Below are 16774 nucleotides of genomic sequence, written 5' to 3'. Positions count from 1 at the left end.
ACACCCAAAATCTATCCCTATTCCACTCCGCCAGCGGCCCAGCGGAGCGTGGCCTGGGTTTGGGCGTACTTGGCTTGCAACTCGGCCAGCTTCACGCGGGCACTTATGAGGGTGGCCTCGCGGGAGTTGAGCAGGAACACCGAGCTTTCCCCGTTTTCGAAGCGGATTTGCTCACCATTGCGCAGGCGCTCGGCGTTTTGCACCACCTGTTCCTGAAGGCGCAGTTGCTCCCGCAAGGCTTCCCATTCGTTGGCCACGGTGCGCACGCCGGTTTGAATATCGCGCGTGTCTTGTTGCAGATCCAACTCGGTTTCGCGCAGTTTGAGGCGGTTGAGTTGCAGCTTGGCGCGCTCCTGGCGCAGCAGTAGCGGGTAGGCGAAGCTCACGCCCAGCTTGTAGTTGTTCTGGAGGTAGTTGCCACTCAAACTGGCGCTGGTTTCCGGGTTAAAGGGCTGGCCGGCTTGCAGCAAGTTGTAGTCGAGGCTGAGCTTGGGTAGCAGCTTGTTGGAAAGCAAGCGGCGCTCCACGCCGAGTTGGCTGAGTTTGGCGCGGCTTTTTTGCAGTTCTGGATGAATTTGAAGCGCCAATTCCGCCAGAGCTGCCACTGAATCGGCGGGGAGCGTGCGCCAAGCGGCCGGCGCGGGCAGCACCTGGGGGCGCACGCCAGCGGGTAGCTCGCGGGGCTGCTGCTGCTCGTCCCAGAGGTAGTTGCTGAGGAGCAGCGTAGCGTTTTGCCATTGCACCTGCGCCTGCACCAGCGTAGCCTGCCGGTTTTGCAGCTCCGTCAGGGCCTCCACCGAGTCGATGGCGGCCAGGTCGCCCTGGCGCACCCGCTCGCGCACGGCCCGGAACCGTACGTCGGCCAGCTCGGTGTTGCGGCGCAGCAGGTCCAGCCGCTGGTAGTTCAGGCTCCAGTCCCAGTAGTCTTTGGCGGCTTGCAGCAGCAGCTTGTTGAGGGCCCCGCGCCGCTCAGCCTCCGCCAGCCCTTGCAAGGCTTGCGCCTGGCGCACGGCCGCCCGGCGCTCATCCATGAGCAGGCTCTGCGCCAGCGGCACCGACAATCCAAGGTAGCTCAGCCCCGCCGGCGAGGTATAGTTTTCGGGGTTGACGTAGGTGCCCACGCCGCGCTCGAAGCCGGCTTTCACGTCGGCTCCAAACCAGAGCGGCACTCGTAGTTGAGTGTCCCAGTCGTGGAAGTAGTCTTTGCCGCCGAAAGCTTTGCCGTAGTATTTGCTGGTAGCGGCGGGGTCGAAGAGGCCGCGGGCGAAGCGCACTTCCTGGCGGGCCCGCTCGGGCAGCAGCCCGGCCTGCCGCGCTACCGGGTGGCGCAAGGCCACGTAGGTCAGCAGGTCGGCGAGGCGAAACTCGCGGCTCGTATCGGGCAGCTCCACCGGGCGGGCGGCAGGCGGCGCACTCACCACCGGCCGCGTCCGATTAGCCCCCGATTGGGCCTGCGCCTTTTCAATGAGCAATGAGCAATGAGCAATGAGCAGTGAGCAAAAAATAAGTAGCACCCGGCGACGAGCGGCTGGCCGGCATAGGGTCTCGCCTACTCGTTCCTGGCTCTTTGCTACTTTCTTGTTGATTTTCACTGGCTTTACGCTACTGGTTCTTCGGCCACGGACTACGGCTTGCTCATTACTCATTGGTAACTGCTCATTGACCTTAGTCGCGTCATTTTGCTTCTTCGTCTTCACTGGCCGCGTCGGCTTTGCCAGCTTTTTTTGCCTCTTTGCCACCTTTGCCGTCCGCATCAGGGTTGCCCACGAAATTGGGCGGGAAGCCGTTCAGTTGGCGCCACAGCTCGTACCAAATTGGCACATCATCGAGCAGTGCCCAGCCGTAGACGCCGGAACCCACGCGCAGCGGCTTGGGCCAGGCTTCCTGCGCCGGATCGGGCGTGACGAGCACGCGGTACTGGCCCTGCGAGTCGATGTTGTCGATGACGGATACTACCCCGCCGAAAGTACCGAAGCTGGTGCCGGGCCAGCCGGTGAAAACCAGCGCCGGCCACCCGTCAAACTGCAAGCGCACCTTGCGGCCCACGCTCAGCAGCGGAATATCCATGGGCCGCACGTACAGCTCGGCGGCCAGCTGCGGGGCATCGGGCATTACCGTTACTACTGGCTCGCTTTCCTTCACGATGTCGCCGAGGCCCGTTTTGAGGGCGCGCACCACGTAGCCGTCCTGCGGCGCCTGAATGTGGTAGAAGCCCGAACGAATGCGCAGGTTGGCCAGCTCGTTGCGCATTTTCGCAATCTGCCCTTCGGTATCAAACTGATACGAAGTAACTGAGCGCCGGTCCGACTCCGACTTAGCCAGCTTATCCTGGTACTCAGCCGCCAACGAAGCTAGCTCCAGCTGGGCATTCACCAGTTCCTGCCGGCTGGCGCCCAGTTTGTTTTCCACGGCTTGGCGCTTGGCGGTGCTTTCCTGAAACTTCAGCCGCCGCTGTTCCAACTCAGTCAGCGATTTCAGGCCTTGTTTGTAGAGTAGCTCCTGGCGCTCTAGCTGCTGGCGCGCAATGTCGAAGTCATTGTTGGCGGCGCGTAGCTCGGCCTCGTCGGAGTTCACCTTGAGGCGGGTTTGGGTCACCTTGTTTCTGGCTTTGTCGAGGCTCACGCGCAGGCCGCTGCGCAAGGCTACCTGCTGGGTGCTGAGGGCGGCCCCTTTAGCCCGGTTTTCCTGCAGCGAGGCAATCTTAGCTTCCAGCTGCTCACTGGTGCGGGCCAGCAGCTGCGGGTCGAAATACTTGTCCTTGATTTCGGTGATGACCACCAGCGTATCGCCTTTGCGCACGCGCTGGCCTTCGCGCACTTCCCACCGGTCGATGCGGCCAGCAATGGTGCTAGGCACGGTTTGGGGCCGGTCCTGGGGGCGGAGCGTGGTGAGGGTACCGGTGGAGCGAATGTTCTGCGTCCAGGGCATGAACCCGGCTATTAGCACCAGTAGGCCCAGTCCCGCGGCCCAGCGGGCCAGCATACGGCCGGACCGGGGCGTTTGCACGTGCCGGAACGCGCGGAAACGGGCCACCATCGGGTTGGTTTCGTCAAGCGGATGTTCGGCGAAAGGCATTTCTTTTGGAAATTAAGAATGAGGAGTGAAGAATTAGGAATTGTGAAGCGCGAGGAACCGAGGACGAGTAGCGAGGCGAAAACCACGCCGTGCCCATCAATTCTTCATTATTTACGCTAGCAGTTCTTGTACTTCGGGGCGGCGTGTGAGGTCTTCGTACGGTCCGTCAGCGAGGAGGCGGCCGTCGCGGAGTAGGACCAGACGCGGGCACAAAGCCAGCACGCGGGAGTCGTTGGACGCCAGCAGCACGGTCCAGCAGTGCTCGGGCGCCAGGATGCGGCGCAGGATGCGTAGCCGTTCGGCTGGCTCTACATTAGGAAGGAAATGGTCGAGTAAAAGCAGGCGGGGGCGGCGCACCAGCGCCCGCGCTAGAAGCAGCTTCTGGCGGGTGCTGTCGGCGAATGGGGAACCAACGCCGAGCGGTGTATTCAGGCCCAGGGGGCGGGCGTAGATATCATCGCGCAGGCCCACCAGATCCAGCGCCCAAGCCACATCTTCGGGCGAAATGCCCGCCTGGCTGAGCGTCAGATTTTCCAGTAGCGTGCCCTCGAAGAGGTTTTGGTGCGAGATATTGTCGCCGATATACTCGCCAACCGCCTCGGTTGAAATGTCTTGCAGCGCCAGGCCATCATAGGCCACCACGCCGGTGTAGCCTTCCAGCAAGCCGCCCATAATGCGCAGCAGCGTGGTTTTTCCCGAGCCATCGAACCCCGCTAAGCCAACATGCTCGCCCGGCGCCAACTCCAACGACACATCCTGCACTGGCTGCCGCGTACCGCCCGGATACTGATAGCTTAGGTGGCGCACCTGCACGCGCAGCCCTTGCTGCGTGGCAGTGAGCGGCAACTCAGCTCCCGCGTGCGTTTCTATCATCGGCAAATCCAGCACGTGCCCGATCTTATCGATGGAAGTCAGCGCGTCGTACACTACATCGAGCTTGAGCAGCACTTTCTCAATGGCCGAAATGGTGAGGATGATTACGATTTCGGAAGCCACGAACTGCCCGATGTTGATTTGCCGGCTCACCAGCAGCCAGCAGCCGATAATGAGCAGCGCCGCCGTAATGAGCGTTTTGAAGGCCACGAAGCCCCAATATTGCGTCATCAGGACGCTGAAGTGACTTTTGCGGGCGGCCAAGTAGCCTTCCACCAAACTGTCGGTTCGGTCGAGGGCGAGTTGCTGGCGCGGCGGGTGCCGGAACGTGTGCACGGTGCGGGCCACGTCTTCGAGCCAAGCCACCACGCGGTATTTATACTTCGATTCGGTGAGGCTGGTGCTCAGCCCTTTGGGACCCGTGAAGCGAATCATGAGAGCCAACAACCCCACCAGCAGCAACCCGAAAGCAATGAAGATGGGATGATAGAATGAGAGCAGCAGCAGCCCGAACAGCAGTTGCAATGCTGCCGCCGAAAACTCCACCAGCAGCGTAGAAAGACCTTTTTGCAGCGTAGGCGTATCGAGCAGGCGGTTCATCAGCTCCGGCAAATACTGCCCATCCAAGGACTCGGTGCGCACCCGCGGCAACCGCACCGCAAAATCCAGGCTGACCCGCGCAAACAACCGTTGCTGAATGAACTCCACCAAATACACCTGCATCACTTGCAGCGCCCCCACCAGCAACGTGCCTACCACAATAAACGCAATCAGGACCACCAGCGAAGTACTCACGTCGCCGCTGCTTACAAACCCAATTACGGACTGCACGCCCAGCGGCAACGACAAGCTGATGAGCCCGGTAAGGGCCGCGTACACGTACAAGTAGGTAATATCGCGCCGCTCGGCCCCGAGCAGCCGAAAAAGGCGCTGCACGGGCGTAAGCGTAGAAAGATGGGCGTCGGCCATGGGTGATGGGCAAATTCTTGTTACTGGTTGCTATTTTCCGTTTGCCGATGATGCTAGGGTCTGCGGGGTAACTGCCACAGGCAGATACTTTAGCCTAACACTGCAAAGGCCAGGCCTTCGAGGAAAACATACACGGTATCGTCGATGGCCGCGTTTTTGGTGGGCGCGTCGGTGAGGGAAGGTAGGTGCTGAGCGAAGAAGAACTGCTTGCGTGCTGCCTCCATTAGGGTGCTCACCAGCGCGTGCGGGTAGGCGTAGTTGGGGTTTATTTCGCTCACTACATCGCCAATTCCCGCTACTAGCCGCTTGTATTCCCGAAACAGCCCAGCCTGATTATCCTCGTCTACATCTTTGGTGAGGTAAGCCTTCGACGCCTCATTCACGACAATGCGATAAAGCGCCGCCTCATCCACTTGCGAGGTAGTGGGGTCATCGTGGTGGGCGCGGGTGAGGATGCGCAACGTTAGCCGCAGCCGTTCGCGGGCATCGGCCACGTTGTGCGTGTGAAACCGAATCTGGAAGCTCAACCAAGCCCAGTACCATGATACGAGGTAGACAAGCAGCCGGTGCTTGTTTTCGAAGTAGCGGTACAGGGACGCTTCCGTCGACTCTATCCGCAGCGCAAGCTTTTTGAAGGTGAATTGCTCGAAACCGACTTCATCAATCAGCTTGATACTCTCCGCAATCAGGCGCCGGCCTAAATCCGTATCCTGTGGGTCGCGGAGGTAAAGTTTTTCATTCAGGTCAATGCGAAGGGCGGTGCTCATGAGTGCTATGAAGGAAGGTGAGCTAGTAATGTATGGAAGTATTGCTTTCATCCAGTGAAGCAAACGCGTATACCATAACAGACGAGCAATACTGCGCAAGAAATTTACTTTCCTTCTTGAGGGCAAAATTACCGCCGGATGGCATACGCGTTCTTAAGACTTCATTAAATGGAGCTTAATTTTCAATTAAAATATAGCGCCCTTTCTTACTCCCCTTGGCCTAGTGAAAAGGCTCGTTGCCCATCCATTAGATACAAGTTTTCGGTTTTGACGATGTAGACGTCCTCATCGGCTAATCGGTGCTGCAAAGCCAACACATCGGCGAAATGAATGGGTGTGTAGCCAGGCTGAGCATTGCTAATAGCTTCGGAAGCCACGAAACGGCAGCGCCAGTGGTCTGTGCAGAACGTCTCGGGGTGGCCGTCGGGATAAACCTTCACGCCCCGATTGGTGATGAGTTTAAGCTTGAGCAGCGGGCCGGCAAGTGCTTCGAGCTGGCGACCAAGCAGCACAGGGTTGGCACCATCCCAGCGCACGAATACGTCTATCCCGACCAGTTCCTGCACTACGGGGGTACGCTCATAATGCGGAGTTGCTCCCTCAGAAGGCGGGGTGGCCGGAGCCGCTTGAAAAGGGGCCAGCTGCTTGGGTGTACGGCCCAGACGCTCAATTACGGCATCGGCAAAGCCTGTCGTCGTGACTTTGGCTTGGCTGGTTTCGGGACGATAAATATCGGCTGTGTGCTGGCCATCTTCGAGGGCGCAGAGCCAGGCGTTATGGACGCGCTCGGCTACTTCATTTTGGCCTAGATGCACGAGCATAAGCACCGCCGCCTGCAACAGTCCGGATGGGTTGGCTATGTCGCGGCCCGCAATGTCGGGGGCCGAGCCGTGAATGGCTTCGAATAAGGCCCCTTGGTCGCCGATGTTGGACGAACCAGCCAAGCCTACCGAGCCCGTGAGCTGGGCCACCACGTCCGACAGGATGTCGCCGTACAGGTTCAAGGTCACTACCACGTCGTACGCCTCCGGCGTATCGGCCAGCCGCGCCGTCCCGATATCAATGATTTGGTGGTCTTGCTGAATGTCGGGGTACTGCTGGCCAATTTCCATGAACACGCGATGGAAAAGGCCATCGGTAAGCTTCATGATGTTGTCCTTGGTCATGCACGTTACGCGCTTGCGGCCGTGGCGCCGGGCGTATTCAAAGGCGTAGCGCACGATTTTCTCGCACCCCGGCCGACTCACCAGCTTGAGGCATTGTATCACCTCGGGTGTCTGCTGGTGCTCGATGCCGGCGTACAAATCCTCCTCATTCTCCCGAATTACCACCACGTCCAGATTAGGGTGACGCGTAGCAACGGCCGGAAACAGGGAGCGGCAGGGCCGCACGTTGGCGTAGAGGCCTAGCGTTTTGCGTAGCGTCACGTTGAGGCTCTTATAGCCCCCACCCAACGGCGTCGTGATGGGCGCTTTCAGCAGTACCCGCGTGCGGCGCAACGACTCCCAGGCTTCGGGGCCGATACCAGAAGCTTGGCCCGCCCGGTACACTTGCTCCCCTACCTCAATAAATTCCGGCTCGATGGCAGCTCCAGCCGCGTCGAGAATGCGCAGCGTCTGGGTCATGATTTCGGGGCCGATACCGTCGCCGGCCGCCACTGTAATGCGGGCTTTGGGTTGCATACTCTGCGAAGCTTGTCCTGGCTGGCTGAGCCGCCAGGTGGTGAAGAATGATTACGGCGCAAATATAAAGGCAACTTTCTTATTTGATAGTAATACTATCAAAATTTGTAGCTAAACATTTTTGACTTATTTACCTTCGCTATGGTTCCTGCGTACCTTTGTTAGCAGAGCCGCTGGGTGGCGGCTCCTTGGTTGTTCCGCCTCTTTCGTTTTGGCTCCTCGGTCTATGAGGTTTTTCTATTCTTTGCACGTTGCTGCTGTGTGTATTGGTGTTGCATTGGGCTTCTCGTCCGCGCAAGCGCAGCAACCCACCACACCTAAACCGAAGCCAGCCACTACGGCACCACCGAAGAAAGAAGCGTCGGCTCCGACTCCTAGTAAACCTGCTACGCCGGCTCCTGCCACCACCAGCTCAGCCAAACCGGCCGCGGGTGTAGCATCCAAAACTGCCGTGCCGGTTACAAAACCCGCTAACACCCCAGGTACCACCGCAAAACCGGCGGCTCCGGCGCCTCGGCCAACCGGCCCGCCCCTACCAGCCAATCTGGGTTCCTTGGACCCCAACACCCGTTACAAAAACGGCAAAACCCTCCTCGACCAGGCCCGCTACGACTTGGCCATGCAGGAATTAGAACCCATTACAGCGCCAACCAAAAAATATGAGCGCGCCCCGGAAGCAGCTTACTTATATGCCGTAGCCGCTGGCCGCGCCAAGAAGTGGGCCGAAGCCGAGCAGATGCTCAACCTGCTGCGCAACGAGTATCCGCAGTGGCCCAATCTGCCGGAAGCCTTGTTTCTGCAAGGCCAAGTGTCGTTTGAGTTGAATGACTTCGACAATGCCCTGAAGGTGCTGGCTCTACTGCCCGCCGACAAGCTGCCTCAGGAGCGAGAGGCGATGAAAGCGCAATATTTGCCGCGCGTCAAGGACAAAGCTACTTTCCAGAGCTTGCTGAAAACGTACCCGCAGGAAGCCGCCGTGGGCCGTGCCTACGCCGATAAGCTGGCCAACGGCGGCTGGTACACCGACGCCGACAAGCCCCAGCTCGACCAGCTTATTACGCAATTTGCGCTGGACCGGACTCGTTACACGCCCCGCCCACGCATTCTTAAAAAGCCCAGTTACAACGTTGCGGTGCTGCTGCCTTTCGAGTTCAACGACCCGAGCTGGGAAACCCGCCGCAAAAATCAATTTGTAACGGACCTCTACGCGGGCCTGCGCCTGGCTCAGGATTCTTTGCAACGCGAGGGCCGGGCCGTGCAGCTCTTTGCCTACGATACCGGCGCCGATACGCTCACGCTCAAGCAAGTGCTGGCTCTACCGGAACTGGCTTCGATGGACATGATTATTGGGCCAGTGTACAAATCGGGCAGTAAGATTCTGGCCCGTTACGCGCAGCAGAAGCAAATTATTTGCGTGAATCCGCTTTCTCAGGATGCTGACTTGGTGCTCGATAACACCTGGTATTATCTGTTCGAGCCTAGTACCGCCACCCAGGCCAAGCAGGCGGCGCAATTTGCTTATAACCGCCTAGGTGGCCCCCGCACGGCGCTGGTGCTCTACGAAGACACCAAGGACGAAGCTGCCTTCGGACTAGCTTACAAGCAAGCATACGAAGCCCTCGGGGGCAAAGTGTTGCAACTGCGCCGCATCAATTCCGACGTGGACGAGTCGATGGCAGCTGGTTTTGCCGGGGTGGATTTGAAGACGGTTGGGCACCTTGTGGTGGCTTCCGATGGGAAGAAGGCCGGGGCGTACACCCTTAGCACGCTGCAAACCCAAGGAGCCCGCGTGCCGCTGTTCACCTATGCTTCCTGGATCGACAACAACCGGGTGAGCCTGGGCCAGCTCGATGCCCGCGACGTGTATTTTGTGCATCCCAAATTCCTCGACAAAACCAACCTCGGCGTGCAGCGTTTTCGCCAGCTTTACATCCAACGCCAGAACCTGCCGCCCTCGGTCTTCGCCTTCACGGGCTTCGAGTTGCTGTATTACTTCGGCAGCCAGCTGCACCTCAATGGCGTGGCTTTTCAGCAGCAGTTAGCCAACGGCGGCCCCATTTCCGGCGCTGTTTTCCAAGGCATCGGCTACCCCGGCGGCGCCCACGACAACCAGTACGTGCCCCTCACCAAACTAGAGCGTTTGGAGGTGGAAGTACTGAACCCTGTGGGCCTGCGGTAGGTTGTATTTACGGGCCGCCGGACGTTGGTTTCCCGCCTCCGCCGCACCAGCAACACCACATTTGTTCAACGATACGCGGGGCTGGAGCTTCGCGCTACTTTTCGCTTTATGCAACCTTCTCCCCTGACTGCCTCGCCCGAACTTGCTCTCTCTACCAGCGCCGACCTTTTTGAGCGGGCCAAAAACCACATTCCGGGCGGCGTCAATTCGCCAGTGCGGGCTTTCCGCGCCGTGGGCGGGCACCCGGTGTTTATGCAGTCGGCGAAAGGCGCCTGGCTCACGGACGTGGACGGCAATAAGTATCTCGACTTCATCAACTCCTGGGGGCCGATGATTCTGGGCCACGCGCCGGACATCGTGCTGGAAGCCGTGCAGGCCGCTATTCCGGCTTCGCTGTCGTTTGGGGCGCCCACGCGGCGGGAGGTGGAAATGGCCGAACTGATCAAGCAGATGGTGCCGAGCATTGAGAAAGTGCGGCTGGTGAATTCTGGTACGGAGGCTACGATGTCGGCTATTCGGGTGGCGCGGGGCTACACTGGGCGCGACAAGATCATCAAGTTTGAAGGCTGCTACCACGGCCACGGCGACTCCTTCCTGATTGCGGCCGGCTCCGGCGCCCTCACCCTCGGCACCCCCGATTCGCCGGGTGTAACGGCGGGCGTAGCCCAGGACACGCTCACGGTTCCCTACAATGACCTTGCCGCCGTGGAGCAAATTATTGTGGTCAACGAAGGGCAAGTGGCGGCTCTAATTCTGGAGCCAGTAGTGGGCAATATGGGCCTCGTGGCGCCGCAGGAAGGCTACTTGCAAGGACTACGCGACCTGTGCACGCAGCACGGCATCGTGCTTATTTTCGATGAGGTGATGACTGGCTTCCGTCTTGCCCGCGGCGGTGCGCAGGAACTGTACGGCATCACCCCCGACATGACCACGCTCGGCAAAATCATTGGCGGTGGTATGCCAGTGGGGGCCTACGGCGGCCGCCAGGACATCATGGACAATGTGGCGCCGGCTGGCAAAGTGTACCAGGCGGGCACGCTCTCCGGCAACCCCATCGCCACGGCTGCCGGTATCGCGCAGCTCACTTATTTGCAAGAGCACCCCGAGCTGTACGACGAGCTGAACCGCATCACGACGCGCCTCGCCGATGGTACCCGACAGATTTGCGCCGAGCTGGGCCTGAACTACACCGTGAACCAGGTCGGTTCCATGTTCAGCGTGTTCTTCACCGACAAGCCCGTCACCAACCTCGAAGAAGCTAAAACTTCCGATACGGAGGCTTTCGGCCGCTACTTCCGGGCCATGCTGCACCGCGGCATCTATTTGGCGCCGGCGCAGTACGAGGCCCTCTTCGTGAGCGCCGCCATTACCGACGACCTCGTGGACCATTACCTCACGGCCTGCCGCGAATCTATGCGGGAGGCGCACGGGCTGTAGTCTTGTTTTTCGTTTTTGGTTGTTCGTTTTTCGTCGTGGTTCAGGCCCTGACGAAAAACGAACAACCAAAAACGGAAAACGAACAAGCATTTACGACATTTGCGGCAACCACCCGTGTTGCCATGTCCCGATTTCGTCCGCTGCTAGCATTTTTTCTGTTGCTGTGGCTTGCTGTGCCCGCCGCACTTCGCGCCCAAACGAGCAGCCCCGCCGCGGCCAACAAGCTCCTTTTCGACCGCACGGTGGATGAGCTGAACTTCCGCACAATGGAAACCGTGTACGACAAGTCGTTCACGCGCGGCAAGTTTCCGGCTAATTTGCGCACGGCCAAGGACCGCAAGGACTTCGATAATTTCTTCGGCCGTACCGATCTGCAAACGCTGTTTCGCAACTACAATGGCGTGTCGGAAAGGTTTAAGGGGCGCTTTGGCAAGGGCCGCACCGATTTGGCGGAGTTCGAGAAGCAGTTGAACAGCATTCTGGTTGATAAGAACTTTGAGTTTTTTATCCGGGTGCTGCCGCGCGATGAGCGAGTTTCCCTGATCCGCTCCTTGCAACGTGTGATCCGGCAGGGCAGCGCGCAATTCAATGCTTCCGAAGACCCCGTACCAGAAGACCTTTCGGCTGATGGGGCTGCCGTGCCACCCGCCGATGTGGACGCGCCCACCTCCACGGCAGCCGCCACCGAAGACCCTGCTCCCGAACCTGAAAGCAGCCTCAACACGTCAACTGCGCCCGCCATCCGGTCGGCGCGCGCCCTCGATGTAGCTCCGCGCCACGATTGGGTGGACTACCTCACGCTGCTGCTAGCCGGCTCCTCTACCCTTCTGCTGCTTTTCCTCATCACCAGCGTGCTGCCCGATCTACGCGCGCGCCTCGACAGCCTTGCCGAAGAAGTGGAGCACAAGCAGAGCCCTTCTCGCCCCCGTCCGCGCGCCGGAGCCCTCCCCGAAGACCGGTATGAAGACGAAGACAATAATTAGTAATTAAGAATTAGTAATGAGCAATTTTCGGTTGTTGGCGGCATTGTGCGCTAGCATCAAGTAGCTCATGACCTCTCAATTCTTCATTACTAATTATCAATTACTAATTAAAATCACCCATGATTCTCACCGACCAGCAGATTCTCGCCGAAATTGAGCGGGGCAACATTGTAATCCAGCCCTACGACCGAAGCTGCCTTGGTACCAACTCTTACGATGTGCACCTAGGCCGCTACCTGGCCACCTATCGTGACGAAGTGCTGGACGCGCGTAAGCACAACGAAATAGACGTGTTTGAGATACCAGAAGAAGGCTACGTGCTCCAGCCGGGCATTCTGTACCTGGGCGTAACGGAGGAGTACACCGAGAGCCACGCGCACGTGCCGTTTCTGGAAGGCAAGAGCAGCGTCGGCCGCCTCGGCATCGACATTCACGCCACGGCCGGCAAGGGAGACATTGGGTTTTGCAACACCTGGACTCTGGAAATCAGCGTCTCGATGCCGGTACGCATCTACCACCTTATGCCCGTGGGCCAGCTCATCTACTTCGCCGTGCAAGGCGATGTGGAAACCTTCTACAACCGCAAGGCCAATGCCAAGTACAACGAGCGTACGGTGAAGCCCGTGGAATCGATGATGTGGAAAAACAAGTTTTAGCACTTGCTGTCCATGTATGAAGCAGAGTGTCATTGCGAGCGGAGCGAAGCAATCCTTCCTCTCGAAGGTTCACTTTTCTTGTACAGACAAGCCCTTGACGTATGCTAACGTCAAGGGCTTGTTGCTTCAGTGGGTGTTGCGCTGTGAGAGGAAGGATTGCTTCGCGCTGCTCGCAATGACAGGGGGCAAAAACAATTCAGCCGTTCAAACTTCCAGATTAAACTACCTGGCACGTTTTTTCGTTAGCAGAGGACATTTAACAGGAGTTTCCCACCCTGTTTACAGTTCAGTGGTTTTTTGTTTAGTCTGACCTGTTAACGATATTCCGAACGATGAGAAAGCAACTTGCCACCGCTGCCCTGCTCCTCGCCGCAACTCTCGGCGTGCAGGCCCAACAGAAATCGACTTTAACGCCGCCTAATCCGGCTCCTCGAGATAAGACCCAAGCGTCGCCGCGCCTAAATCCGGTACAGGAGCGTGCCAAGCGCCTTTCCGACCAAATGGTGCGCGACCTGCGCCTCAATGGCTATCAAGCAACTCGCCTCCGCGCTATCAACGACGACAAAGTAGCCAAGATGGCGGCCATTGAGAAGAAGCACGCTGGCAATCCCCAACTGGTGGATGAGCAGTGCCAGGGTGTGTGCAAAGAGCGAGACAAGGAGCTGAAGGATGTCCTTTCCAACGACCAGTATACCAGCTACTACGGTTCCCGCTCCAACTTCTATAAGTTCGACAAGGATTACGCCGCCCGCTCCACCAACGACATTTTCGTCAACTCGGTGCAGAATCCTTCGCCGGCTACTAACAGCGCGGTTATTGCCCCGAGCCGTAAGCCAGCCACCACGCAAACCCGCTAGTCGAGAGATTATTTTTCAGCCAAAAGCCCTCCTGGTACCTACCAGAAGGGCTTTTTCGTGTAGCGCAGACTTTAGTCCGCTGCTCCTCACATCTGCATCAATCAATGCCGTGTAATTTGCTCCTACTGGCATGGCAGCGGACTAAAGCCCACGCTATAAAGAGGGTTACTCAATTGGCACTGAGGCCAACGAGCTTAATCAACACGGCTGCGGACTGAAGTCCGCGCCACGGGGAGCTATTTCTGCTTCTTAGATTCCTCGTCGATATGGTCGGTGAGGACGCGGCATAGATCGCGCATCTTGGTGGCCATTACTACGTCGTTGGTAGCCGTCATGATGCTTTCGGCCATGGAGCCAATGTTGTCGACCACGAAGTATTTCATGGCATCGACAGGCATGTCCTTGGTCCAGAGGTCAATTTTCATGGTGCCTTCCTGGTCCCGGTCCCAGATGGCCACGTTGATGGCTTTGGCAAAGTGAATGTCGGGGCCAGCATCGGTAGCCGTCCAGCTAATTGCCTCCGGCACTTTTTGGTCGTCGAGGGCAATGCTGAAGCGGATTTCGGATTTCTTGATCACTGATTAGCGCGGATTTAAACGGATTTCACGGATTTTGTGGACGGCGCTGGCGACGCTTGGACTGCAACTTGGACGGCAACTTGGGCTGCAAGCTTATAGCCTTGCGGCTGCCAGCATTTTCTTTGAAGGGCCAAACACCTGCCCAAATGATTTAGAAAAGCACGAACCAAAGCGAAGCGTAATCAAACGGTCAGTAAGGCGTCGCCTACAAAATCCGTGAAATCCGCTAAAATCCGTGCTCATCCGTGATCAGACGTAGTTATTCAGCATCACCGGCATCACGAGCATGAGAATGTTCTCATTGTCGTCGGCGAGGGTGGGCATGAGCAGGCCGGCGCGGTTGGGCGTGCTCAGCTCCAGGGTGATTTCCTCGGAGTCGATGTTGCTGAGCATTTCTTGCAGGAACTTGGCGTTGAAGCCAATTTCCATGTCCTCGCCGTCGTACTGGCAGGCCAGCTTTTCGTTGGCTTCGTTGCTGAAGTCGAGGTCTTCGGCCGAAACCGTCAGCTCGGAGCCGGCGAGGCGCAGGCGCACCTGATGGGTGGTTTTGTTGGAATAGATGCTGATGCGCTTCACCGAGTTCAGCAGCTCCTGGCGGCTGATGATGAGCTTGTTGGGGTTCGATACCGGAATCACGTTCTCGTAGTCGGGATACCGCTCATCGATGAGGCGGCACACGAGGCGCATCTGGTTGAAGCTGAAGAAGGCATTGGAGTTGTTGAACTCCACCCGCACCGGCGTGGCCTCGGAGGGTAGTGCGCCCTTCAGCAGGTTGAAGGCTTTGCGCGGAATGATAAGGTTAGCGGTCTGCCCGGCACCCACATCGGAGCGGCGGTAGCGCAGCAGGCGGTGGCCGTCGGTGGCCACAAAGGTTACTTGCGCGTCGGCGAGCTGCACCAGAATGCCAGTCATGGCCGGACGCAGTTCGTCGGTGCTCACGGCGAAGATGGTCTTGTTGATGGCTCGCGAAAGCGAAGAGGAAGGAATTTCTACGGGCGCGGAGCCTTTTACAACGGGCACGCGGGGGAAATCAGTAGCATTCTCGCCGGCCAGCTTGTAGCGACCGTTGGAGCTGGCGATTTCGATGGTGTAGGTTTCCTCGTCCAGGGTGAAGGTTACGGGCTGGTCGGGCAGGTTTTTCAGGGTGTCGAGCAGGATGCGGGCGGGAGCAGCAATACGGCCACTTTCGCGGGCTTCCACGGGCAGCTCCGTTATCATGCTGGTCTCCAGATCGGAGGCCGTAATCGTCAGTTTGCCTTCTTCAATCTCGAAGAGAAAGTTCTCCAGAATCGGCACCACGGGGTTGTTCGTAACCACGCCGTTGATGCTCTGGAGCTGCTTGAGCAGGGCGGAAGACGAGACGATGAACTTCATAAGAAAGGAGCGTTGCGGAGTTTTGGGGGAGTGGACAAAGATAGGCAACGGCAACGGGGTTTTCTAGCGCCGCAGAAGCTGCTTTCAGTATCGGCAGAGCCATTGTAGAGGTGGCAAGAACCATTGCAGAGGTGGCAAAGACCATTACAGCCTTGACATGCTCCGCTATAGGGGCGTCATAGCCCATTACAGGGGTGGCAAAGCTCATTACAGGGGTGACATGCTTCGCTACAAGGGTGGCAAAGACCGTTGTAGGGGTGACATGCTCCGCTACAAGGGTGGCAAAGACCACTACAGGGGTAGCAAAGACCACTACAGGGGTGACATGGTCGGTTATAGGTGCGTCATGGACCGCTACAGGGGTGGCAAAGGCTGCTACAACCCTGGCATGGCTGGCTACAGGGGCGTCATGCTTTGCTATAGCCTCCACATGATTCGCTACAGGAGCGGCTTCGTGCGTTCGTGGACCGTCAACTCAGTTTATTTTCAAGCTGTTACTTAGCTGATCCGAAAGGTTAAGCGGCGTAAATAATAGCATACTCAAGTTGCCGCGTAGCGGCTTCAGGCTTGTAGAACACCAGACCTAGACCGACCCCACGCCGCGTAGCAGTGCTAGAGACACCTGCCCATCTAGCACCGCTACGCGGCGCTATCCGCTGAATCAACTTGAGGCTACAAACCTGCCGCCGCGACGCGGCTACTACGCAACGTGGGGTAGTATGTTAAAATCTTCAAGCAACCTTATAATTCTATCATCGACGGTGACTTGCAGGGTATGTAACACTAATGATGGAAAGCAGACGCCAATTGTGCCATGCTGTATGTCGAACCAATAAGTAGTTGAAACTCTTACCTTGTTTCACTTCACTTACACTAACCTATCATCATGAACAAGCAAACAATTCTGGACGCGGTAAACGCGCTACCAGAAGAGATTGAGTTGGATGAGCTTATAGAACGGCTCATTTTTATTGAAAAGATTGAGAAAGGGCGTGAGCAGAGCCGCAATGACGAGACTGTTTCACATGAAGAAGTGAAGCAAATCGTAAGAACGTGGTTCAAATAAGATGGACTAACTCGGCACTGGAAGACCTCAGTAGCGTCCGGGACTATGCTATGCAGGCTTCCCGGAGCTACGCCGAACAACTTGTAGAACGGATCATATCCAAAACTGATATGCTAGCTCGTTTTCCTCAAGCTGGCCGCATTGTACCAGAGTATCAGGATGAAAAAGTACGCGAAGTAAGAGAAGGGCGCTACCGGATTATATACGAACTCGTTGATACAACGCGAGTAGATATTACGCACATTCATCATACGGCCAGACCACTTACCAGCTTGTAA

The 16774-nt window shown here is 57.8% G+C and carries 14 protein-coding genes; 7 read left to right on the top strand and 7 right to left on the bottom strand.

Going from position 1 to position 16774, the window contains the following annotated elements; genetic code table 11:
- Positions 1-17: 17 nt before the first annotated feature.
- From ACYSMN_RS05835 to ACYSMN_RS05815, 5 genes are all read right to left on the bottom strand, one after another.
- Positions 18-1472, bottom strand: coding sequence for a TolC family protein (locus ACYSMN_RS05835; protein ID WP_488922914.1), 1455 nt, complete (start codon positions 1470-1472; stop codon positions 18-20).
- A 202-nt stretch (positions 1473-1674) separates the two neighbouring features.
- The gene (locus tag ACYSMN_RS05830; protein WP_488922913.1) at positions 1675-3075 is read right to left on the bottom strand and encodes an HlyD family secretion protein; all 1401 of its coding nucleotides are present in this window, start codon (positions 3073-3075) and stop codon (positions 1675-1677) included.
- 111 nt (positions 3076-3186) lie between these two features.
- The gene (locus tag ACYSMN_RS05825; RefSeq protein ID WP_488922912.1) at positions 3187-4917 is read right to left on the bottom strand and encodes a peptidase domain-containing ABC transporter; all 1731 of its coding nucleotides are present in this window, start codon (positions 4915-4917) and stop codon (positions 3187-3189) included.
- Positions 4918-5006: 89 nt separating this feature from the next.
- Entirely contained in the window at positions 5007-5684 is a 678-nt protein-coding gene (locus ACYSMN_RS05820) for a TetR/AcrR family transcriptional regulator (RefSeq protein WP_488922911.1), read from the bottom strand.
- A gap of 206 nt (positions 5685-5890) precedes the next feature.
- Positions 5891-7366 carry an NADP-dependent isocitrate dehydrogenase gene (locus ACYSMN_RS05815; protein WP_488922910.1) on the bottom strand — a complete coding sequence of 492 codons (1476 nt, stop codon included), beginning with the start codon at positions 7364-7366 and terminating at the stop codon, positions 5891-5893.
- 244 nt (positions 7367-7610) lie between these two features.
- Between ACYSMN_RS05815 and ACYSMN_RS05810 the strand changes: the two genes are divergently transcribed.
- From ACYSMN_RS05810 to ACYSMN_RS05790, 5 genes are all read left to right on the top strand, one after another.
- Complete coding sequence (locus tag ACYSMN_RS05810; protein ID WP_488922909.1) at positions 7611-9545, top strand: ABC transporter substrate-binding protein; 1935 nt, start codon at positions 7611-7613, stop codon at positions 9543-9545.
- A 108-nt stretch (positions 9546-9653) separates the two neighbouring features.
- Complete coding sequence (hemL, locus tag ACYSMN_RS05805) at positions 9654-10982, top strand: glutamate-1-semialdehyde 2,1-aminomutase (protein ID WP_488922908.1); 1329 nt, start codon at positions 9654-9656, stop codon at positions 10980-10982.
- Positions 10983-11104: 122 nt separating this feature from the next.
- On the top strand, positions 11105-11965 hold the full coding sequence (locus ACYSMN_RS05800) for a hypothetical protein (RefSeq protein WP_488922907.1): 861 nt from the start codon (positions 11105-11107) through the stop codon (positions 11963-11965).
- A gap of 119 nt (positions 11966-12084) precedes the next feature.
- Positions 12085-12621 carry a dCTP deaminase gene (gene dcd / locus ACYSMN_RS05795; protein WP_488922906.1) on the top strand — a complete coding sequence of 179 codons (537 nt, stop codon included), beginning with the start codon at positions 12085-12087 and terminating at the stop codon, positions 12619-12621.
- Positions 12622-12953: 332 nt separating this feature from the next.
- Positions 12954-13478 carry a DUF4890 domain-containing protein gene (locus tag ACYSMN_RS05790; RefSeq protein ID WP_488922905.1) on the top strand — a complete coding sequence of 175 codons (525 nt, stop codon included), beginning with the start codon at positions 12954-12956 and terminating at the stop codon, positions 13476-13478.
- 236 nt (positions 13479-13714) lie between these two features.
- On the opposite strand, the gene gldC is transcribed toward ACYSMN_RS05790, so the two are convergent.
- Positions 13715-14056: a gliding motility protein GldC gene (gene gldC, locus ACYSMN_RS05785; protein ID WP_488922904.1), complete on the bottom strand. Its 342-nt coding sequence runs from the start codon at positions 14054-14056 to the stop codon at positions 13715-13717.
- Between the two features lie 249 nt (positions 14057-14305).
- Positions 14306-15430 carry a DNA polymerase III subunit beta gene (dnaN, locus tag ACYSMN_RS05780; RefSeq protein ID WP_488922903.1) on the bottom strand — a complete coding sequence of 375 codons (1125 nt, stop codon included), beginning with the start codon at positions 15428-15430 and terminating at the stop codon, positions 14306-14308.
- Positions 15431-16316: 886 nt separating this feature from the next.
- Between dnaN and ACYSMN_RS05775 the strand changes: the two genes are divergently transcribed.
- Positions 16317-16496, top strand: coding sequence for a hypothetical protein (locus ACYSMN_RS05775; RefSeq protein ID WP_488922902.1), 180 nt, complete (start codon positions 16317-16319; stop codon positions 16494-16496).
- A gap of 50 nt (positions 16497-16546) precedes the next feature.
- Positions 16547-16774: a type II toxin-antitoxin system RelE/ParE family toxin gene (locus tag ACYSMN_RS05770; RefSeq protein ID WP_488922901.1), complete on the top strand. Its 228-nt coding sequence runs from the start codon at positions 16547-16549 to the stop codon at positions 16772-16774.

Source organism: Hymenobacter sp. M1-2 (genome assembly GCF_057808495.1).
Note: the sequence above shows the minus strand (reverse complement) of the source record. Positions and strands in the feature narration are given on the sequence as shown.

Coding starts and splice junctions, on each gene's coding strand:
- ACYSMN_RS05800 (WP_488922907.1), top strand. CDS start 11,105: ATGTCCCGATTTCGTCCGCTGCTAGCATTTTTTCTGTTGCTGTGGCTT.
- hemL (WP_488922908.1), top strand. CDS start 9,654: ATGCAACCTTCTCCCCTGACTGCCTCGCCCGAACTTGCTCTCTCTACC.
- ACYSMN_RS05825 (WP_488922912.1), bottom strand. CDS start 4,917: ATGGCCGACGCCCATCTTTCTACGCTTACGCCCGTGCAGCGCCTTTTT.
- ACYSMN_RS05815 (WP_488922910.1), bottom strand. CDS start 7,366: ATGCAACCCAAAGCCCGCATTACAGTGGCGGCCGGCGACGGTATCGGC.
- ACYSMN_RS05770 (WP_488922901.1), top strand. CDS start 16,547: ATGCAGGCTTCCCGGAGCTACGCCGAACAACTTGTAGAACGGATCATA.
- ACYSMN_RS05830 (WP_488922913.1), bottom strand. CDS start 3,075: ATGCCTTTCGCCGAACATCCGCTTGACGAAACCAACCCGATGGTGGCC.
- dnaN (WP_488922903.1), bottom strand. CDS start 15,430: ATGAAGTTCATCGTCTCGTCTTCCGCCCTGCTCAAGCAGCTCCAGAGC.
- ACYSMN_RS05790 (WP_488922905.1), top strand. CDS start 12,954: ATGAGAAAGCAACTTGCCACCGCTGCCCTGCTCCTCGCCGCAACTCTC.
- dcd (WP_488922906.1), top strand. CDS start 12,085: ATGATTCTCACCGACCAGCAGATTCTCGCCGAAATTGAGCGGGGCAAC.
- ACYSMN_RS05775 (WP_488922902.1), top strand. CDS start 16,317: ATGAACAAGCAAACAATTCTGGACGCGGTAAACGCGCTACCAGAAGAG.
- ACYSMN_RS05820 (WP_488922911.1), bottom strand. CDS start 5,684: ATGAGCACCGCCCTTCGCATTGACCTGAATGAAAAACTTTACCTCCGC.